This window comes from Williamsia sp. z34 (genome assembly GCF_059553395.1).
In genome coordinates, this window is the sequence record NZ_JCANWW010000003.1 from 305,116 (window position 1) to 324,461 (window position 19,346).

Consider the following 19,346-nt stretch of genomic DNA (forward strand, 5'->3'; position numbering starts at 1 on the left):
GATGTCGGCAAAAGGGCGAGAAAGCCGTCGCAACGAACGTTGGACCCCGAAGTTGTCGGTCAGACTAGGTCTGCGTCGAAAAAATCCGCCAGAAGAGACGTGAGGGGTGCGGCAGGGCTATCTCTTGTCGCCTCACCCAGTAGTATGTGGAGAGTTGCCCCGAACCGGGGTAGACCCGCCGCGTGGAGAACCCCCGGAACAGGCAGAGATTGTGACTGCCGGGTGGCGTCCTGCGTGGTGTGACTCAATGGCGATGTAAGGAGCGGACGCACTCGTGGCCGACAGCACCGAACCCCAAGAACCGGCAGCCTCGGAACCGGCGAAGACCCCGGAACCGGCAAAGAAAGCCCCGGCAAAAAAGAAGGGGAACAGCGAATACGGTGCAGACTCGATCAGCATCCTCGAGGGTCTCGAGGCGGTCCGGAAGCGGCCCGGTATGTATATCGGATCCACCGGGGAACGCGGACTCCACCATCTGATCTGGGAAGTTGTCGACAACTCTGTCGATGAGGCGATGGCCGGCTACGCCACGCGTGTCGATGTCACCCTGCGGGCCGATGGCGCCGTTCAGGTTGTTGATGACGGCCGTGGAATTCCGGTGGAGATGCACAAGACCGGCGTCCCGACCGTCGAGGTCGTCATGACGCAGCTCCATGCCGGTGGCAAGTTCGACTCCGACTCCTACGCCGTCTCCGGCGGTCTGCACGGTGTCGGTATCTCGGTGGTCAACGCCCTGTCGACCAGGGTCGAACTCGAGATCGCGCGGGACGGCTTCAACTGGTCCCAGACCTACAAGAAGGCAGTTCCAGAGCCGCTGGTCAAGGGCGCGCCCACAAAGAAGACCGGCACCCTGGTCCGGTACTGGGCCGATGACTCGATCTTCGAGACGACCGCCTACAACTTCGACACCATCGCGCGGCGACTGCAGGAAATGGCCTTTCTCAACAAGGGCCTGACCATCACACTGACCGATGAGCGCCCGGCCACCGTTGCGGTCGGGGATGCCGACGATGTCGAGATCGCCGAAGCACCCAAGTCCGAAGACGAACTGGCCGAAGAGGCAGAGAACACCGAGCTCGCCGACGACATGGTCGTCGATGCCGAGGGCAAGCCCGAGGTCCACAGCAAGAAGAAGCGCACCCGCACCTACCACTACCCGGGTGGTCTGGAAGATTTTGTGGCCCACCTGAACCGGACCAAGCAGGCGGTCCACCAGTCGATCGTGAGCTTCACCGCAAAAGGCCCCGGCCACGAGCTCGAGGTGGCCATGCAGTGGAACAACGGTTATGCCGAATCGGTGCACACCTTCGCCAACACCATCAACACCCATGAGGGTGGTACGCACGAAGAGGGTTTCCGCGCGGCGCTGACAACCACCGTCAACCGCTACGCGCTCGACAAGAAGCTGGTCAAAGAAAAAGACGGCAAACTCACCGGTGATGACATCCGCGAGGGTTTGGCCGCGGTCATCTCGGTGAAGGTCGCCGAACCCCAGTTCGAGGGTCAGACCAAGACCAAACTCGGTAACACCGAGGTCAAGAGCTTTGTGCAGAAGGTGAGCAACGAACACCTCTCACACTGGTTCGAGGCGAATCCGGCCGAGGCCAAGATCATCATCAAGAAGGCGCTCGACTCCGCACAGGCCCGCCTGGCCGCCCGAAAAGCGCGAGAGTTGGTGCGCCGCAAGAGCGCAACCGACATCGGCGGTCTGCCGGGCAAACTCGCTGATTGCCGTAGCAAGGATCCCAGCAAGTGTGAGGTCTACATCGTGGAGGGCGACTCGGCCGGTGGTAGTGCCAAATCCGGTCGCGACTCGATGTACCAGGCGATTTTGCCGCTTCGCGGAAAGATCATCAACGTCGAGAAGGCGCGGATCGACCGGGTTCTCAAGAACACCGAGGTCCAGTCGATCATCACGGCGTTCGGCACCGGTATCCACGATGAGTTCGACATCTCCAAGCTGCGGTACCACAAGATCGTGTTGATGGCCGACGCAGACGTTGACGGACAACACATCTCGACGTTGCTGATGACCCTGCTGTTCCGTTTCATGCGGCCGTTGGTCGAGCACGGTCACGTCTATCTGGCCCAGCCCCCGTTGTACAAGCTCAAGTGGCAGAAGGGCGCCGCACCGGAGTTCGCCTATTCCGACCGGGAACGTGACGGACTGTTGCAGGCGGGCGCCGAGGCCGGCAAGAAGATCAACAAAGAAGACGGTATCCAGCGTTACAAAGGTCTGGGCGAGATGAATGCCAAGGAGCTGTGGGAGACGACCATGGATCCTGCGGTCCGCATCCTCCGTCAGGTGACGCTCGACGACGCCGCAGCCGCCGACGAGCTGTTCAGTGTGTTGATGGGTGAGGACGTGGTCGCGCGCCGCAGCTTCATCGCGCGCAACGCGAAAGACGTTCGCTTCCTGGACGTCTGACCCGTCGTCACCGACCCATCAACCTGATACGACGAAAGCGAAACGATGACCGACACCACCTTGCCGCCCGACAGTGGCGAAGGCGACCGCATCGAACCGGTAGACATTCAGCAGGAAATGCAGCGCAGCTACATCGATTACGCGATGAGCGTCATCGTGGGCCGCGCCCTGCCCGAGGTTCGCGACGGCCTCAAGCCGGTTCACCGCCGGCTGCTCTATGCGATGAACGACGCCGGCTTCCGCCCGGACCGCAGCTACGTCAAGTCGGCCAAGCCGGTTGCCGAGACGATGGGTAATTACCACCCCCATGGTGACACCGCGATCTACGACGCCCTGGTCCGCCTGGCCCAGCCGTGGTCGATGCGTTACCCGCTGGTCGACGGTCAGGGCAACTTCGGTTCGCGTGGCAACGACGGCGCCGCCGCCATGCGTTACACCGAAGCACGGCTGACGCCGCTCGCCATGGAGATGCTGCGCGACATCACCGAGGAGACAGTCGATTTCACGCCGAACTACGACGGCAAGACGCAGGAACCGACGGTATTGCCGTCGCGTATCCCCAATCTGCTGATCAACGGTTCGAGCGGTATCGCGGTCGGTATGGCCACGAACATCCCGCCGCATAACCTCGGTGAAGTTGCCAATGCCATCTTCTGGGCCCTGGACAATTACGAAGCCGACGAGGAAACCACCCTCGCCGCGTGTATGGAAGCCATCAAGGGACCGGACTTTCCCACCGCGGGACTCATCGTGGGCGGACAGGGTATCCGGGATGCCTACACCACCGGACGCGGCAGTGTGCGCATGCGCGGTGTCGTGGAGATCGAAGAGAACAAGGGTGCGACCACCCTGGTCATCACCGAACTCCCGTATCAGGTGAACCCGGACAACATGATCCTCTCGATCGCCGAGCAGGTGAACGAAGGAAAACTCAAGGGCATCAGCAAGATTGATGACGAGTCCTCGGATCGTGTGGGTATGCGCATCGTGGTCACCCTGCGTCGTGACGCGGTGGCCAAGGTTGTCCTGAACAACCTCTACAAGCACAGTCAGCTGCAGACCAGCTTCGGTGTGAACATGCTGTCCATCGTCGATGGCGTGCCGCGAACCCTGCGGTTGGACAGGATGATCCGGCTCTACGTGGCCCATCAGATCGAGGTCATCGTCCGGCGGACCAGGTACCGCCTGCGCAAGGCCGAAGAGCGGGCCCACATCCTGCGTGGTCTGGTCAAAGCCCTTGATGCACTTGATGAAGTGATCGCACTCATCCGGCGTTCGCAGACGGTTGATCTGGCCCGTACCGGGTTGATCGACCTGCTCGACGTCGACGAGATCCAGGCCGACGCGATCCTGGCGATGCAGTTGCGCCGCCTCGCTGCCCTGGAGCGACAGAAGATCGTCGACGAGTTGGCGGAGATCGAAGTCGAGATCGCCGACTACCAGGACATTCTCGCCAGGCCCGAGCGCCAGCGCGCCATCGTGCGTGACGAATTGGCCGAGATCGTCGAGAAGTTCGCCGACGAACGCCGCACGAAGATCATTGCCGCAGACGGAGATGTCTCGGATGAAGATCTGATCGCCCGGGAAGACGTGGTGGTCACGATCACCGAGACCGGCTATGCCAAGCGCACCAAGACCGACCTGTACCGCAGCCAGAAGCGCGGCGGCAAGGGCGTGCAGGGTGCGGGTCTCAAGCAGGACGACATCGTCCGGCACTTCTTTGTGTGCTCCACGCACGACTGGATCCTGTTCTTCACCACCAAGGGCCGGGTCTACCGGGCCAAGGCATATGAACTGCCCGAGGCCAACCGGACGGCCCGTGGACAGCACGTCGCCAACCTGCTGGCCTTCCAGCCGGAGGAGCGCATCGCCCAGGTCATCCAGATCCAGAGCTACGAGGATGCGCCCTACCTGGTTCTCGCAACCGTCAACGGACTGGTCAAGAAGTCCCGGCTGGTCGACTTCGACTCGAATCGTTCCGGGGGCATCTTCGCGATCAACCTGCGCGGCGAGGACGAACTCGTCGGAGCACAGCTGTGTAGCGCCGACGACGATCTGCTGCTGGTCTCGAAGAAGGGGCAGTCGATCCGGTTCTCCGCGACCGACGACGCGCTTCGCCCGATGGGCAGGCAAACCTCGGGTGTCCAGGGCATGCGGTTCAACGACGACGACCAGTTGTTGTCGCTGAACGTTGTCCGTGAGGGCACCTATCTGCTGGTGGCGACCTCCGGTGGCTATGCCAAACGCACCGCGATGGACGACTACCCGGTCCAGGGCCGTGGCGGCAAGGGTGTGTTGACGATCCAGTACGACAAGCGTCGTGGTGCCTTGGTCGGCGCACTGATCGTCGACGATGACAGCGAGCTCTACGCGATCACGTCGGGTGGTGGTGTGATCCGCACCGCGGCCCGCCAGGTTCGCAAGGCCGGGCGCCAAACCAAGGGCGTCCGCCTGATGAACCTCGACGAAGGAACTACTCTCTTGGCTATTGCCCGTAACGCTGACGAGCCGGACGAACCGGTGGAGCAGCAGACCGGGCCTGCTGGCAAGAAGTAGGCCGGCAGAGCAGTAGCACCGAACGGTCGGAGCAGGCGAGCGCTCCGCGAGACGAAGCCGAAGGCAAAGGAACGCATGAGCACACCCAACGAGCCCACGGACCCGAAGACCTCAGGCGACTCGGCCGAGAGCCCTGGGCCGGTGCAGAAGCCGTCCTCGTCGAGCGGAGCGGGCGCGGCGTCGTCGAACGGTGTGGGCGCTACGCCGCCCGCGGCCGGGACCAACGGTGTGCGCCCGGCGGTCTCGGTGCAGGATCAGCCGGCGCGGGGTGCCGACACGGGCCCCCACAAGGTGCAGACGGGTGGCGACGAGACCAAGGCAAATCCGGTCGTGTCGCCACCGTCGGCCCCGTCGGCTTCGGCCCCGGTTCAGGGCCGACCGGCCGGTACCGGCCCCGGCGGTGTGCCGCCGTGGCAGCGTGGCGGGGGTGGGGCACCCGGCCCGGGTCAGCAGCCACCCCAGGGTCAGCAACCGCTACCGGGACAGGCCCCTCCGCAGGGTCCGGCCGGTGGACCCGGTCAGCCGCCTCCCGCCACCGGCAGTCAGCCGCTTCCGGGAGCAGCCGGACAGCAGCACCCCGGTGTTCCCACCCAGGGTCGCGGTCCGGCCGGGCCGCCTCCCGGTCGTCCGTCCTCGGGTTCGGGCGCTCCGGGGCAGGGAAGTGGTCCGCAGACCGTCAAACGTCCGGTGATCACCGGTACGGCGGCTCCGAAATTGCTCGACGGTCCCACCCGGAACATCGATCGCCGGGATCTGGTCCAGGAGGAGCTCCCGGACCTCGATGCCATCCACCATCCAGAAGCCGCTCCGGCGCCGATACAGGCGATCTCAGCGGTCCCGACGCACGGTCCGGTTGGCGCGGCCCTCCGCGCGTCGGTCCAGCTGCGCCGGATAGACCCGTGGGCGGCGTTCAAGGTGTCGGCCGTGTTGTCGGTGGCCTCGTTCTTCGTCTGGATGATCGCGATCGGCGTGCTGTATCTCATCCTCGACGGGATGGGTGTCTGGGATCAGGTCAACAACTCCTTCGGAACCCTGGTGTCGAGCGACACCGAGACCGAGTCGTCGTTCGAGATCAGCGCTGGTGGTGTGTTCGGGATCGCAGCTTTGATCGGCGCGGTGAACGTGGTGTTGTTCACAGCTTTGGCGACGGTTGGTTCGTTCATCTACAACCTGTCGTCCGATCTGGTCGGTGGCCTCGAGGTCACACTCGCAGATCGCGACTAAACAGGGCGTTTGACCAGCCGTTTTGTTGTGTGGGCCGACGTCGGGTAATCTCTGATTTCGGTTCAAGGGCCTATAGCTCAGGCGGTTAGAGCGCTTCGCTGATAACGAAGAGGTCGGAGGTTCAAGTCCTCCTAGGCCCACTGTGACCATGAGTCCACACCGCGGACGAAAACCCGAAAGGGACGTGATGAAGTTCGTTCTGATCACCGCCGCGGCACTGGCACTCGTGGTCGCCGGTCTGCTTGCCGAATCTCGCCGCAAGATGGAGATTTGGCACGGGCTGCCCGAATAGTCAGTGTGAACTGGCGCCGGGGCCTTAGCTCAGTTGGTAGAGCGCTGCCTTTGCAAGGCAGATGTCAGGAGTTCGAATCTCCTAGGCTCCACAGAAAAATGACCACCTTCCCGATCCGGGGAGGTGGTCATTTTGTGCGTTGTGGTGGGCCAGTCGTCGGCGATCGCGGGCCTGTTGTCCACGGCGTCCATGACGGTCACCGCGGGCGGTGGCTGGCGCTGCAGGATTTGCTGCCAGGCGATCTTCTTTCCTGATCACACCACTGCCAGTCCACGACGTGCTGGCCGTAATGGCCAGAATGTGTGTATGGCTACTGGCGTGTCTGACGGTTGTTACCGACGTGATCGGCCGCCCTGTGTTGGGTGCCGTTGCCGTCGTCCCAGCTGAAGTCAGTGCTCAGTGTTGTCCGATGTGCTGGTCCTCGACGGGCTTGTGTTTCGGGCGTTGGGGTGGCGGGTTGTAGTGCTCGGGTTGGACCAGACTCCACGGGTTGTGGCGGTGAGGCTGTTGAGGAACCACTGGAGGCTCGACGGGGTGGTCGGTGGGCAGTCCTCAGTGGTCGCCAAGTAGAGGTTTTATGGGCTTCGTAGGGCCGCCTTCGAGTGGTGAGGTCGTCTGCTGCAGGGGTGCTGGTCGTCTGAGAGTCTGGGGTCGGTCCAGGTGAACAGGTGCTCGTTGGTGATCGCCAACGAAATAGGCTGCGAGTCTTGCGAAGGTCGGTGGCTGTACCACCAGGTGCTGCGTTCGGGAACTCCGTGGGGCGGGATGGCGTGCATGCGGGCATAGGTGTGGTGCGTAGGAACTGGTCCCATCGTTGTACCCCCTCGTTGTAGGGCTGCAGCCACAGCACGGCTTGGTCGATATTGCTTTCATCAAAGCCCCTTGTCAGGGCGAGGATTTCGCGGCCAGAGTCGAGTCCGGGTTTGAAGGTATGGTGGCGCCGCACGGTCTGAAAAATGTGGAAGTAGCAGCGTTGAATCCTGCGAAGGGAGTGAGCAGGCACCACAACTGGAAGTAGGTGCGGGCGAGCAACAGCAGTTGCGCCGCCGTTGTCGCCGGTGTCGGCGGTAGGACCTGGGTGTTCCAACGCCAGGCGGTGTCCCGGCGGAAGGTGCGGGGACTAGAGGCGACGTCGCCGGGTTTGCGCCGTCGAGGAGCCAGGCTCTGAATGCATCGAGTTGGCTTAGCGAGGGATATCTGGGCGCGACTGCGTGGTTGAGGCGGCGCACGACTTACAGCGCCAGCGGGTCCGTCCTGCGCTGCTAGTCCCGTTCTGACGAGCATGCAACCGCGTGCACCACACGACGGGAAATTCCGGGGACCTGGCACTAGAACATGCTTACAACGCATGTTGAGGCCATCATCATTGGAGGGAAAGCACCAGAAATCGACGGTTTTGCACACACATCTTGGCCTTTACCCATTTTGTGTTGACAGGAGTTCGAAATTTCAGCGCGTACGAACGAATCACACGAATGTGATTGTTTCCCGTGAAACATCGTACAGCTCCATCGACGACCGGGTTCTGGCGTCGAGCCGCACCGGGTAGCCAGTCTCGTCTTCAGCTATGTTCGTAGTGACTCGATCCCGACTCCCACCAGGGGGACGAACCTGGTCATTGACGTCGGTGCGGATTGGCGCAGCGGCTTTAACTAACGAACCCATCATGGAGGGATTCGATGTCACGCCCGCGTGTTGTTGCCTGGATCGTCGATCTGGATGGGACGCTCGCGCTACGCACCAATCGAAGCCCCTTTGACTGGCATCGAGTGGGCGAAGACCGACCGAACGAATCCGTGGTCATCGCAACGCAAGCGCTCAGCGCGCATCCCGGAGTTGGCGCGATCATTGCTGTCTCAGGGCGAGAAGAGACCGCTCGGTTGCAGACCGAGATGTGGCTATCAGCCCAGGCTGTTCCATACAGCGAGCTTCATATGCGCGCGAATGGGGATGGTCGAAGCGACGAGGTCGTGAAGGAAGAGATCTATCGCAGAAACATCGCGACGCGGTACGAAGTGAAGGGTGTTCTTGACGACCGCGACAAGGTTGTGACGATGTGGAGAAGGTTGGGTTTGACATGCTTCCAGGTCGCCGAGGGGAACTTCTGAGTGAGGATGTCGATGGGGACAGGTATTGGCTGCAAAGAGGGAGCTGGATGTTGAAGCGATCGGTCATCGCCCCCGACGGCAGAGAGGTCTCGGTTGATTGTTGTGCTGTCACCGCTGGCATATGGCTGGCCTCGAAGTTTGCTGGCAACAGAGCTACGGCATGCGCGGGTATCGAAATAGCTGCGTCAATATCCGGTGGGCATCAAGTGCTGGTCGGTCGTGCATCCCTGGATGAACTGTGAGCCGCGGAGTGCCTGATTTGTATGGCGAGGTCGAGCAGGTCGCGGGAGCAGCCTACGAGTTTGCAAATCTGCGAACTAAACCGTATGGGTTGAAGCGCGGCGACTTGTCGTGGCTCTACAACCTTCGCGCGGGGGCGAGTAAGCAGAGTGACCGTGACAAAGTCATCCACGTGAGCCGGGAGATCCTTCGGCGTGAGATTGCCGCCGCGCGGCGCGATCATTCTGCGAAAGCGCATGAACGCGTCATTTTAGCGCTTGTTTCGCTGCTCCGCAGCGTATCGGGGTCACCGAATCGGGCGACAGGAATGTCAGCACGAGCAATGGCGAGGGACCTGGCAAAGGGAATTTCTAAACCCCCACAATGGCTGATGAACTACACAAGTCATGCGCACGGAGCGGCGAAATCTCTGGTGGTTCGGGAAATTACAGGACTTGAGCGCCGGGAGTGGGACCGACTGGTTCAAGGAATGGTCACTGAGACTGCGGAGCGGAGCATCCCTGCTGCGCAACGTATTGCTGACGCTGAGATGCGACCTATTGAACTTGGTGTGGCGGAACGTCTCTCACGGCTTGCGCCGAACGAGCCGGAAACGTCTGTCAGCCCGCCGAATTATGACATGGCTGACCGAAATCTGCGGGTGGTTAGTGTGACGGTTGCTGGTTTTAGAGGTTCGGCCGGTGAAGTTACCTTGGACCTGACAAAGAACCAAAAACCCTCAGATGTTCTTCTGTGGGGCGACAACGGAGTGGGGAAGTCGACGCTGGTTGATGGAATCGAGTTCGCGTTACAACGCCGCGTTGATCGATCAGCTGACTTCAACAGCACTTTGCGCTCGTCCGTACGAAACCTGAGCGTTCCCAAAGCCCGGGCTGTAGTGGAGCTGAGTGATGGGTCCATAATTGACCGTTCGCTGATCACCAACTCTGCTGGCCGCGATGAACCTTCGACGGCTGAAGTGCGGCCAGGATTTCGCATTGCGCCAGTAGTAATTCGGCGCGCAGATATTCTGCGGTTCCTGGACACCGACGCGCTATCGCGTGGCACCGTTTTCTTCGACTATTTCCCGGACCCTGCTGGCGTTCTCGGAGCTCGGCCTGATGAGGAGTTGAAGGTGCTGGAGGAGGAGCGTTTCGTACTTCGTGTGCTTCGGGACGATGCGGCGAATAGACTTCACTCCCTCTATCCAGAGGCCAAGGACGACCTAAGTAACGCTGCGAAGTTAGAGACCTTTGTCGAGCGTCTCTTTGAGAACGTCGATCTTGCCGCTTATGAGAACAGGATGGATGCGCTACCGGAAGATGCGAGGCACTGCATCGCAGAGCTCAGGACAGCACAGCAGCGCCTCAAAACAATTAAGAAGAAACTTGATCAAGGGGTACAAACTCTCAATCCCGTCGCATACAAGTCCCAGCTGGAACGAATCGTCCCCATCTTGCAGGCGGTTACGTTAGATCTCACATCGAGTTTTAAACGAATCACACGTGCCCCGCACGTCGAGCGCCTCAAAGTCTTGGTGGCGAAGTCTGGCCCGGTCAGCCTGGATGTAGTTGTGGACTTTGACAATGGTAAGTCCGCCCTACCTCAACAGGTGTTTAGTGAGGGCTACAAAGATTTGATCGCACTTCTCTTCTTTTTGACGGTGACCAAGAAAGCGTCCGAATTTGGGCAGGCTAAGGTTCTCGTTCTAGACGACGCTCTGCAAAGCGTGGACTCAACAATTCGACTTGGTGTGATGGATTACGTTGCCGACGAGTTCAATGATTGGCAGCTGATCGTGACAGGGCACGATCGCGCCTGGTTGGAGCAGCTGCGAGGTCTGTTTTCGCGACGTGGGCGCAGCTTCGTCGAACGTAGAATTTCGCACTGGACTTTCGACGGGGGGATTGAGGTCACAGGGCCTAGTCGAAGTCGGGCCGACTCGGTTCGAGTGGCGCTCGCGCATGCGGACGAACGTCCGACGGCAGCGGCAACGGGTCTATTGCTGGAGGAAATATCCCAGGAACTCAGTTGGCGAGTCGGTGTTAGCGTGACTCGTCGGGAGGGGGACAAGTACACTCTGGGCGATCTGTGGCCTGGTGTTGCGAAAGCCCTCCGTCGCACAGCTCTGAAGGAACTCGTTGGAGCGATTGGTATGCGCCTCGACATCCGGAATCTGCTCGGGGCACATTACAACAGCTGGGCCGATGAGATTCCGTGGAGCGATATTCGGCAATTGGCGGAAGACACCTTAGAGCTCCACAACGAAACGCGCTGTTCGGCGTGTGGGTCCTGGATTAGTGGAAACTCCAGTGGTATGGCATGCAAGTGCGGATGCGTCGCGCTATGACGGTTATCCCAGCAGGGATAGTTGGTAAACCCCGGCCCCTCCGACAAGAGTGAGGGGCATGGAATTACGTGTCTTCGTCGAACCACAGCAGGGTGCCACCTACCGCGATCAGCTGGCGGTGGCCCAGACCGCAGAGGCAGCGGGATACGGGGCCTTCTTCCGCTCCGACCACTACCTCGCGATGAATGCCGAGGGGCTGCCCGGGCCGACGGACGCCTGGACCACACTCGCCGGCATCGCCAGGGAGACGTCCACGATCCGACTGGGCACGTTGGTCACGTCGGCGACGTTCCGGTATCCGGGGCCGTTGGCGATCACCGTCGCGCAGGTCGACGAGATGTCGGGTGGCCGGGTGGACTTCGGATACGGTGCCGGCTGGTTCGAGGCCGAGCACAACGCTTATGCCATCCCGTTCCCACCGCTCGGTCAGCGGTTCGACCGCCTCGAGGAGTCGCTGGCGATCATCACCGGCCTGTGGACGACCCCGGTGGGGGAGACGTTCTCGTATACCGGTGAGCAGTACACGGTGACCGATTCCCCGGGACTGCCGAAACCCGTCCAGAGTCCGACTCCGCCGATCCTGCTCGGTGGCCAGGGCAAGAAGCGCACCCCGGCGTTGGCCGCGCAGTACGCCAGTGAGTTCAACGTCCCGTTCGTGTCGGCTCAGACGGCCCGGGAGGCGTTCGATCGCGTCCGGCGGGCCTGTACCGACCGGGGCCGCTCACCCGACGACCTGGTCTACTCCGCCGCCTTGGTCGTGTGCGCGGGTGCCGACGACGCCGAGGTCGCCCGCCGGGCGGCAAAGATCGGCCGGGACGTCGACGAACTCAAGACCAACGGACTGGCCGGATCCCCGGCCGAGATCGTCGACAAGATCGGCACCTTCGCAGAAACCGGCGCGTCGCGGATCTATCTCCAGGTGCTCGACATGACCGACCTGGCGCACATCGAGTTCATCGCCGAGAAGGTCATGCCCCAACTCTGATGGTCGGCATCTGCTCCACAAACAACGATCCGCTCCACTTGCAGCGCACTGCAACTGGAGCGGATCGCGAAAGGTGGAGCGGGTGTGGCCTGCGTCAGCTACCGGTACCGACGATGTAGAGATAGCCGCCGAGAACGAGCACGGAGGCCGCCAGATACAGGTAACCGACCCAGAGCGCGGCGATCGCAAAAACGTCGCCCTGCTCGCGGGTCTGGCGGATCTGCGCGCGGGCCATGTGGCCGCAGATGATCCCGGCGATGAAGGTCACGCCGATCACGGACAAGACCAACGCCGCGATCGAGAGGCGATTGGTCGTGTTTGCCCGCGAGGTGGGTGCGGGGGTCATCTGTGCTCCGGATTCGTGACCCTCGATGGGGTCGGCGAGATGGTCGGCGGAATAGCTGTCGTAATTGTCATTGCGACGATCCGCCGGGTCGGTGGTCTGTGAATAAGCGTTGCCGGCGTCGGTGACGGGGACGCCGATGCCGGCGGCCGGTCCGCTCAGGGGAGCCGGTGACGCAGGCGGCGGTGGTCGCCGAGGGGGTGGTTGCTGTGGCGGTGGTTGCTGCGGTGGCCGCTGCTGCCGGCCGGGCTGTCCCGGTCCGGGCCAAACGGGAGCCGGCCGGTAGGGCTCACCCCGTGGCGGACCGGATCCCGGCACGGGCGGTGCGACGCGGTTCGGTGTCTGATCGACAGGCGGTGGTCCCGGGCGCACACCCTGCGGGGTAGGCCCCGTGCCCTCACGCGGGGGCTGCCGATAGCCGGGAGGCGGCGCACCCGCAGGTCCTCGCTGCTCCCATGCGGGCACCGGCGCACTGCGCCGCCGGTCTGGGTCCCCGTTCTCAACACTCACGAATCACACGGTACCTGTCTGCCCGGTCTCAGCTTTCCGTCTGTCCGTTCGATGACGGTGACGACGCGGGAGACGAGGATGCGGGGACCGGTGTCACCTCATCGGCGACCGGAACATCGGTCAGGCGCGGTGGAGCAGCGGCCACTGACGGCGGTTGCGGACGGCGACGACGCGAGACCGCGAACACGGCCGCACCGGTCGCCAGGGCACCGGCTGCGATGAGCGCGATCTTCAGACGTCGTCGTGAGGGTTTGATCGTTGCGATCTGTTCGGGCAACGCGTCCGCCAGGCCGGTTCGCTGCAGACTCGACACCACGACCGGATTGCTGATCTGCACGGGGAAGGTGTCGGCTGCGCGATGCAGATATTCGTCGGTCCGGCGACGGGCGTCCGCGGCGAGTTCGGCCTCTTTCGAATATGCCTGGGCACCAAGCTTTTTTGCACCCGACCAGGCCGCTGCGCCGGTGGCGCGGGTGGCAAGGGCCGCGGAGTCGAAGGTCTTGCGGATGCCGACACCGCTCAAGCCGAGCGATCCTCGGGTCACGTTCGACAGGCCGGCCAGGCTCTGGTGGGTGCCGAGTCGCAGGCGCTGACCGGAGGACAGGGAGACCGCCTTGTCTCGCACTGCTTTCAGATCGGATTCGAGCGTGCTCATGAAAAACCTCCTCGGGTAGAACCAGCGGGATCGACTCCACACTAGTGCCACCGGCGACGCGATCTGGGCGGTTGTGTCCGGGGTGCCACGGGCGAAGTGGCACCATGGTGGGCGTGACCACAGCATTGAAAACCGCAACCGCGACCCTGCACACCAATAAAGGTGACATCAAGATCGCCCTGTTCGGTAACCACGCACCCAAGACGGTTGCGAACTTCGTCGGCCTGGCAGACGGCTCCAAGGACTACTCGACGGCAAACGCCTCGGGTGGCGACAGCGGACCGTTCTACGATGGCGCCGTCTTCCACCGGATCATCGCCGGCTTCATGCTCCAGGGTGGTGACCCCACCGGAACCGGCATGGGTGGCCCCGGCTACCAGTTCGAAGACGAGTTCCACCCGGAGCTCACCTTCAACCAGCCGTACCTGCTGGCGATGGCCAACGCCGGACCGGGCACCAATGGTTCGCAGTTCTTCATCACCGTCGGCCCGACCCCGCACCTGAACCGCAAGCACACGATCTTCGGTGTCGTCGAGGACGACGAGTCGAAGAAGGTCGTTGACGCGATCGAGAAGGTTGCCACCGATCGTCGTGACCGGCCCCTGGAAGACGTTGTCATCGAGCGGATCACGATTTCCTGACCTGTTGTGACGTACCAGCCCCCGTCTTCTCAATCGCCGTCGCCGCCGACCCAGGTGTGCGTGCGGCATCCTGATCGAGCGACGGGACTGGCATGCAGCCGGTGCGGGCGTCCGGCCTGCGCTGATTGTCTGACCCCGGCCGCAGTCGGCCAACACTGTGTCGACTGCGTCCGGGCTTCCGGTCGTCAGGTTCCCCGGGCCCGCACCATCGGCGCCAAGGTCGCCTGGGCCACCTACACCCTGATGGCGATCAACATCGCCCTGTTCGTGATCGTCGCCGCCCAGGCGAAGAGCATCACCGATGTCGTGGCGTCATCGCGGGTGTTCGCCGAAGGCGCGCTCTGGGGGCCGTTCATGGCTTCCGGCGAATACTGGCGGTTGCTCACCGCCGGCTTCTTGCATTTCTCACTGATCCACGTCGCGATCAACATGTTTTCCCTGTACATCCTGGGTCGCGACGTCGAGTTGACCCTGGGTACCGCCCGTTTCCTCGGGATCTACCTGACCTCGTTGCTCGGCGGCAGTGCCGCGGTGATGCTGTTCGGCGATTCGCTGGCCATCAATGCCGGTGCCTCCGGAGCGATCTTCGGTTTGATGGGTGCCACGCTGGTCGTGGTGCTCAAGGCCAAACTCCCCGCCACCGGTCTGTACGGCATCATCGCCCTGAACGTCGTGCTCTCGTTCACGATCCCGAACATCTCCATCTGGGCCCATTTCGGCGGCCTGGCATTCGGCGCCGCGGCGGCCGCAGGCATCGTCTACGGACCTGAGTTGCTGCCCGCCCGATCACGTAATCCCCGCAACGCGGCGACGGTCGGCTTCCTCGCGATGGGTCTGCTCATCATGGCGGCGCTGGTCATCGGCATCGCGAAGGCCCAGACGCTCACGTTCTGACGGTGGTTCGCCGCCCTCCCGCTATTTGCGCTCTTCCACGGTCAGTCCGGCCGCACGCAGTGCATCGGCCACATCGAGTGGGTTGGTGCCCAGATCCCAGCGTCCGTAGATGACCAGACGTTCCCCGTCGTGGGCCTGCTCATCGTCGAGATCCAGTTCCAGATGCGGTACCCGGCGTCCGAACCGCGGGTACGTGAGCACCTGTGCGCGCCGAACGTCATCGAACGAATAACCACACGTCCCCCGAAAGAGCGTGCGGACGTGTAATTCGCGGCCCTCGATGGCCAGCCTGGGACGAACCCACAGACTCTGCCCGCCGATCAGCAGCAGCAGCACCGCGGCGAGGAGCATCAGCGCCATGCCCGCCGCGTCGGTACCCGAGAACAGGCCCGCGGCACCGAGTGCGATCCCACCGACCACCATCAGCGCGCCCATGGGTGCTGGTGTGGCCCATTCCGAACGGGCGTTTTGAAGGTTATCCACAGGCCTTATCCACATTGAGGATGAATTACACACATGTTGTTCCACAGCTGTGGATGAATGAACGTGCTGCTCACCGCCACTTCACTCCACAGGAGTTATCCACACTGGGGATGAATTACACACATGGTGTTCCACAGGCTGTGAATTGTTGAAATCGCTGTTCAACGCCACTTCATCGTCATGACCAGACCAGCGACCATGAACCCGAATCCGATCAGGAAGTTCCAGGAACCCAGCTCGTACATCCAGTTGAGGATCTTGCCGGGGGCACCGAGGGATTCGGGTGTGGCGACAAGGTAGAAAACCATCAGCCAGGCGAGGCCCAGCAGCATCAGGCCGAGCATCACCGAAACGAAGACGGTGCCCGACGGGCCTGCCTTCACTTTCACCGGTGTGCGGCTGGCAGGGTTGATCGTGTAATCGGTCTTCTTGCGGACCTTTGACTTGGGCATGATTTCCTCGGTTCGCGGGTACAAACGTTTCCCTATAACCTAACGCACCCGTCGACGGTGACAGTGATATGCGGCCACGGCGAAAGTGGGATGAGCTCGCCGCATCGACCCAGGTAGCCTGTCGACGTGAACCCTGGCGCCCCTGTGCAGATCCTGGTTGTCGACAACTACGACAGCTTCGTCTACAACCTCGTCCAATACCTCGGACAACTGGGTGTGCATGCCCAGGTCTGGCGTAACGACGACGAGCGGCTCGCAGACCCGGCGGCCGCGGTGACGCAGTTCGACGGTGTGCTGCTCTCACCCGGCCCGGGGACACCGCAGCGCGCCGGCGCGACGATGCCCCTGGTGGGTGCCGCCGCTGCTGCCGGCACGCCCTTGCTCGGGGTCTGCCTCGGCCACCAGGCCATCGGCGCCGCCTTCGGTGCCACGGTCGATCGGGCACCCGAACTCCTGCACGGCAAGACCTCACTGGTGACCCACAGCGACGAGGGTGTCCTGGCCGGTCTGCCCAACCCGTTCACCGCCACCAGATACCACTCGCTGACGGTGTTGCCGGAGACCATCCCGACCGAATTGGTCGTCACCGCCCGCACCGCCACCGGCATCGTGATGGCGATGCGGCACCGCGAGCTTCCCATCCATGGCGTCCAGTTCCATCCGGAGAGCGTGCTCACCCAGGGTGGGCACCGGATGCTGGCCAACTGGCTGACGGTCTGCGGCATGGCGGTGCCCGACGGTCAGGTCAACACCCTCGAAGCGCAGGTCGCCGCAGCGCTGGGCTGAGCCCCGGATCTCAGACCGGCGACGTCACATCCGCGAGCGCCGGCCCGAGCCGATCGCCTGGCGCGACATGGCCGCCGAGGCGTTGACAATCTGATCGCCGAAGCGCTCGAGTACAAACGCCTGCGTGGCGGCCAGATGGGCTCGGGCCAGTCGCTCGGCCTCGTCGGCATGTCCGGCGGCGATCTCGTCGACGAGGCGGCGGTGGGCGTGGACCGCACCTTCCGCTTCGTGGCCGGAGGGATATTCGCCGTACCGGGTGCGGGCCTCGGCCCAGGCCTCTTCCTGGGCCGACCACAGTGCGACGTAGCTGCCGACGGCGAATCGAATGGTGGCGTTGGGTGTGAACGAGACGACCAGGTCGTGAAAATCGCGGGCGGAGTGGGTGAATGCCACACCGCTGGTGAGGTGATGGGTGGAGGCGTCGATGGCCTCGTCGAGAGCGGGGACCACGACGTCGAGGCGGTCGCGGATCTGGGCGGCAACGGTTTCTGCGATGCGGCGCTGTGGGACTCTTCTGCTTCGTGCACTGGTCACGCGTACCGCATTTCATTCATGGGCGTCGACCCTGTTCCAGATCCGCACCCGGTCGCCGACCAGGGAATCTCACCACCGTGCCGCTACCGCGGCAACTCGACCTCGGCCGTGCAGGTCACCAGGGTGGTGCCGTCCTGGCTGGTGAGCTTGAGCTTGATCTGGACAAGCGGTACGCCCCACTCGGATTCGGTGATCTTGTCGACCACCTCGGCGTCGAAGTACGTGACGTCGCCTTCGAAGGCGGGGCCGCGGAAGTCGGCCTTGGTGTGCCGGACCATGCCCTCGTGCCCGGCCCAGTTGGCCAGGAAATCGGTGCACCAGGCACCCATCGTCGCGCCGTAACCGTAGGCGCGAGCCATGCCGACCTCACTGGCCTTGTCGGCGTCGATGTGACCGCGTGACGGTCCGACGTACAAGCCGTCCCGTTTACGCGGATCGATCTTGGCGCCCTCCTCGTCGTAGCCGAAACCGTCCGTCCAGCCCGGATCCTGGTAGATCCACGGATCGTCGACACCTTCGGGCGCAACCCACTGCGAGGTCCCCCAGATGTTGAAGACGAAGGCACGGTATTCGGTGGTGAAGCTCGCGATGCTGTGTGGGCCGATGACGCGGCGGGGTAGGGCGTCACCGATATTCACCTCGTCGAATCGTGGCGAGACGCCGAGACGATTGGACATCAGCCATTCATGTCGCAGCTTCTCGACCTCGATCAGTTCGTCGTTGGTCCACTTCTTGAGTGAACCGATCTGGTTGTCGTACATCCCGCGTTTGGTGGCTTCGGCCGACAGATACCGGATGGCCGTGGACCGCTCTTTGGCGACGAGAGAACCGTGCTGGTTCTTGTGGATGGTGTCTCCGTGCGAGAACATGGTCGGCCCGGCGAACTTCGTGTCGACCACCTTGTATCCATGGAATCGCCTGTCCTGGAACAACTTGTCACCCGGGCGCACTGGTGTCCCGTAAAACCACCACTCCTCGCCCCCGAAGATCAGATGGCTGTCCGGGATGTATCCGACGCAGGCCGGCTGGGCGCCGTGGCCGAAATCGAGACCGACCGCGATGGACTGTGGTGCGACAAGTCCGCCGAACCTGGTGTTGCGCGCGAATTCTTCGTCCCAGTGCAAGGGGTTCGGATTGTCCATCGCCATCACCCACCGCCGGATGTCGGAGGCGCTGCAGGGATCCCATAGCTGGCCACCGCCGACGAGTTGCCCCACCCGATGGTCGACGTCGCTCAGATCGAGTGTGACGGGTTCGATGGGGTCGGTCATGGGATGCTCCTGCCGGACAGGGAGGCGTTCAGGCGAACGTCACCGTTGGGGAAGTGGATCAGCAGATCGTCGTCGAGTTCGACGCCGAACGACCGCAGGGCCATCGCCACCATCGCGTAGGTCCCGACGGTGAAGACCACGTCCATCAGCTGCTTCTCGTCCAATTCTGCGGAGAGGATCTCCCAGGTGCCATCGCTGATGATGCCGTTGTCGAGGAGCTGATCGACCGTGTCGAGCAGCGCCGCCTCGAACGGTGACCAGCCGGGTGCGGCAGATCCGACGGCGATGTGGTCGATCTCGGTGTCGGTCACCCCGGCGTCGCGCGCCAGCAGAACATGCTGGGCGTGCTCGTATGCGCAGGCCCGGCGGCTCGCCACCCGCAGGATGAGGATCTCTCTGTGCCGTGTCGTCAATGAAGAACCCGAGAGTAGATGCTGGTTGAAGGAGATGAAGGGTTTGGCCAGGCCGGGGTGCCGCGCCAGGGTACCGAGTAGGTTGGCGCCCTTGGGCTTTGCCGCGTTCTGACTTGCCACATTGGAGCGGAAGTCCGCGAAGAATTCGGTGAGATCGGGCGACCAGTCGTCGACCGCGAGCGGTGGGATTCGTGTCATGTCA

Annotated in this window: 16 protein-coding genes, 2 tRNA genes and 2 pseudogenes; 11 read left to right on the plus strand and 9 right to left on the minus strand. The window is 62.8% G+C overall.

Annotated elements, in window-relative coordinates:
• The first annotated feature begins 274 nt into the window (after positions 1 to 274).
• The 5 genes from gyrB (at position 275) to AC51GT_RS10170 (ending at position 6,591) form a co-directional block, all read left to right on the plus strand.
• Positions 275 to 2,428 carry a DNA topoisomerase (ATP-hydrolyzing) subunit B gene (gyrB, locus tag AC51GT_RS10150; RefSeq protein WP_496324376.1) on the plus strand — a complete coding sequence of 718 codons (2,154 nt, stop codon included), beginning with the start codon at positions 275 to 277 and terminating at the stop codon, positions 2,426 to 2,428.
• 45 nt (positions 2,429 to 2,473) lie between these two features.
• Positions 2,474 to 4,984: a DNA gyrase subunit A gene (gyrA, locus tag AC51GT_RS10155; protein ID WP_496324377.1), complete on the plus strand. Its 2,511-nt coding sequence runs from the start codon at positions 2,474 to 2,476 to the stop codon at positions 4,982 to 4,984.
• Between the two features lie 75 nt (positions 4,985 to 5,059).
• Complete coding sequence (locus tag AC51GT_RS10160) at positions 5,060 to 6,208, plus strand: DUF3566 domain-containing protein (RefSeq protein WP_496328670.1); 1,149 nt, start codon at positions 5,060 to 5,062, stop codon at positions 6,206 to 6,208.
• A 66-nt stretch (positions 6,209 to 6,274) separates the two neighbouring features.
• Positions 6,275 to 6,348: transfer RNA gene (locus AC51GT_RS10165), tRNA-Ile, on the plus strand.
• A gap of 170 nt (positions 6,349 to 6,518) precedes the next feature.
• Positions 6,519 to 6,591, plus strand: a tRNA-Ala gene (locus AC51GT_RS10170).
• Positions 6,592 to 6,640: 49 nt separating this feature from the next.
• Here the strand turns inward: AC51GT_RS10170 and AC51GT_RS10175 are convergent.
• Together AC51GT_RS10175 and AC51GT_RS10180 are read right to left on the minus strand one after the other, a co-directional pair.
• A pseudogene (locus AC51GT_RS10175) lies at positions 6,641 to 6,786 on the minus strand (IS256 family transposase); the annotation flags it as partial.
• A gap of 24 nt (positions 6,787 to 6,810) precedes the next feature.
• Positions 6,811 to 7,829: pseudogene (locus tag AC51GT_RS10180) on the minus strand (transposase family protein).
• A 350-nt stretch (positions 7,830 to 8,179) separates the two neighbouring features.
• Between AC51GT_RS10180 and AC51GT_RS10185 the strand changes: the two are divergent.
• The 3 genes from AC51GT_RS10185 (at position 8,180) to AC51GT_RS10195 (ending at position 12,162) form a co-directional block, all read left to right on the plus strand.
• The gene (locus AC51GT_RS10185) at positions 8,180 to 8,608 is read left to right on the plus strand and encodes a phosphatase domain-containing protein (RefSeq protein ID WP_496328671.1); all 429 of its coding nucleotides are present in this window, start codon (positions 8,180 to 8,182) and stop codon (positions 8,606 to 8,608) included.
• A 250-nt stretch (positions 8,609 to 8,858) separates the two neighbouring features.
• Positions 8,859 to 11,177 carry a hypothetical protein gene (locus tag AC51GT_RS10190; RefSeq protein WP_496328672.1) on the plus strand — a complete coding sequence of 773 codons (2,319 nt, stop codon included), beginning with the start codon at positions 8,859 to 8,861 and terminating at the stop codon, positions 11,175 to 11,177.
• A 58-nt stretch (positions 11,178 to 11,235) separates the two neighbouring features.
• Positions 11,236 to 12,162 (plus strand): LLM class F420-dependent oxidoreductase, encoded by a 927-nt coding sequence (locus AC51GT_RS10195; RefSeq protein ID WP_496328673.1) that lies wholly within the window; start codon positions 11,236 to 11,238, stop codon positions 12,160 to 12,162.
• Positions 12,163 to 12,256: 94 nt separating this feature from the next.
• Here AC51GT_RS10195 and AC51GT_RS10200 read toward each other — a convergent pair whose 3' ends face one another.
• Entirely contained in the window at positions 12,257 to 13,015 is a 759-nt protein-coding gene (locus AC51GT_RS10200; RefSeq protein ID WP_496328674.1) for a DUF4190 domain-containing protein, read from the minus strand.
• 28 nt (positions 13,016 to 13,043) lie between these two features.
• Entirely contained in the window at positions 13,044 to 13,670 is a 627-nt protein-coding gene (locus AC51GT_RS10205) for a hypothetical protein (RefSeq protein ID WP_496324381.1), read from the minus strand.
• A 104-nt stretch (positions 13,671 to 13,774) separates the two neighbouring features.
• Here AC51GT_RS10205 and AC51GT_RS10210 point away from each other — a divergent pair, with 104 nt between their 5' ends.
• Together AC51GT_RS10210 and AC51GT_RS10215 are read left to right on the plus strand one after the other, a co-directional pair.
• Entirely contained in the window at positions 13,775 to 14,311 is a 537-nt protein-coding gene (locus AC51GT_RS10210) for a peptidylprolyl isomerase (RefSeq protein ID WP_496328675.1), read from the plus strand.
• A gap of 60 nt (positions 14,312 to 14,371) precedes the next feature.
• Positions 14,372 to 15,205, plus strand: coding sequence for a rhomboid family intramembrane serine protease (locus tag AC51GT_RS10215; protein ID WP_496328676.1), 834 nt, complete (start codon positions 14,372 to 14,374; stop codon positions 15,203 to 15,205).
• 21 nt (positions 15,206 to 15,226) lie between these two features.
• Here AC51GT_RS10215 and AC51GT_RS10220 read toward each other — a convergent pair whose 3' ends face one another.
• Complete coding sequence (locus AC51GT_RS10220; protein ID WP_496324384.1) at positions 15,227 to 15,688, minus strand: PH domain-containing protein; 462 nt, start codon at positions 15,686 to 15,688, stop codon at positions 15,227 to 15,229.
• Between the two features lie 161 nt (positions 15,689 to 15,849).
• Positions 15,850 to 16,140, minus strand: coding sequence for a cell division protein CrgA (gene crgA, locus AC51GT_RS10225; RefSeq protein ID WP_496324385.1), 291 nt, complete (start codon positions 16,138 to 16,140; stop codon positions 15,850 to 15,852).
• Positions 16,141 to 16,284: 144 nt separating this feature from the next.
• Here crgA and AC51GT_RS10230 point away from each other — a divergent pair, with 144 nt between their 5' ends.
• Entirely contained in the window at positions 16,285 to 16,926 is a 642-nt protein-coding gene (locus AC51GT_RS10230; protein ID WP_496324625.1) for an aminodeoxychorismate/anthranilate synthase component II, read from the plus strand.
• Positions 16,927 to 16,950: 24 nt separating this feature from the next.
• Here AC51GT_RS10230 and AC51GT_RS10235 read toward each other — a convergent pair whose 3' ends face one another.
• From AC51GT_RS10235 to AC51GT_RS10245, 3 genes are all read right to left on the minus strand, one after another.
• Positions 16,951 to 17,460, minus strand: a complete 510-nt coding sequence (locus AC51GT_RS10235) for an FCD domain-containing protein (RefSeq protein WP_496328677.1) — start codon at positions 17,458 to 17,460, stop codon at positions 16,951 to 16,953.
• A gap of 83 nt (positions 17,461 to 17,543) precedes the next feature.
• Positions 17,544 to 18,731, minus strand: coding sequence for a MaoC family dehydratase (locus AC51GT_RS10240; RefSeq protein ID WP_496328678.1), 1,188 nt, complete (start codon positions 18,729 to 18,731; stop codon positions 17,544 to 17,546).
• On the minus strand, positions 18,728 to 19,342 hold the full coding sequence (locus tag AC51GT_RS10245) for a carboxymuconolactone decarboxylase family protein (RefSeq protein WP_496328679.1): 615 nt from the start codon (positions 19,340 to 19,342) through the stop codon (positions 18,728 to 18,730). Before AC51GT_RS10245 ends, AC51GT_RS10240 begins: the two co-directional genes overlap by 4 nt.
• Between the last annotated feature and the right edge of the window lie 4 nt (positions 19,343 to 19,346).

What these genes read in the sequence shown, in the direction of transcription:
- gyrA (WP_496324377.1), top strand. Translation starts at nt 2,474, where the DNA reads ATGACCGACACCACCTTGCCGCCCGACAGTGGCGAAGGCGACCGCATC.
- AC51GT_RS10160 (WP_496328670.1), top strand. Translation starts at nt 5,060, where the DNA reads ATGAGCACACCCAACGAGCCCACGGACCCGAAGACCTCAGGCGACTCG.
- AC51GT_RS10185 (WP_496328671.1), top strand. Translation starts at nt 8,180, where the DNA reads ATGTCACGCCCGCGTGTTGTTGCCTGGATCGTCGATCTGGATGGGACG.
- AC51GT_RS10195 (WP_496328673.1), top strand. Translation starts at nt 11,236, where the DNA reads ATGGAATTACGTGTCTTCGTCGAACCACAGCAGGGTGCCACCTACCGC.
- AC51GT_RS10205 (WP_496324381.1), bottom strand. Translation starts at nt 13,670, where the DNA reads ATGAGCACGCTCGAATCCGATCTGAAAGCAGTGCGAGACAAGGCGGTC.
- AC51GT_RS10210 (WP_496328675.1), top strand. Translation starts at nt 13,775, where the DNA reads ATGGTGGGCGTGACCACAGCATTGAAAACCGCAACCGCGACCCTGCAC.
- crgA (WP_496324385.1), bottom strand. Translation starts at nt 16,140, where the DNA reads ATGCCCAAGTCAAAGGTCCGCAAGAAGACCGATTACACGATCAACCCT.
- AC51GT_RS10240 (WP_496328678.1), bottom strand. Translation starts at nt 18,731, where the DNA reads ATGACCGACCCCATCGAACCCGTCACACTCGATCTGAGCGACGTCGAC.
- AC51GT_RS10245 (WP_496328679.1), bottom strand. Translation starts at nt 19,342, where the DNA reads ATGACACGAATCCCACCGCTCGCGGTCGACGACTGGTCGCCCGATCTC.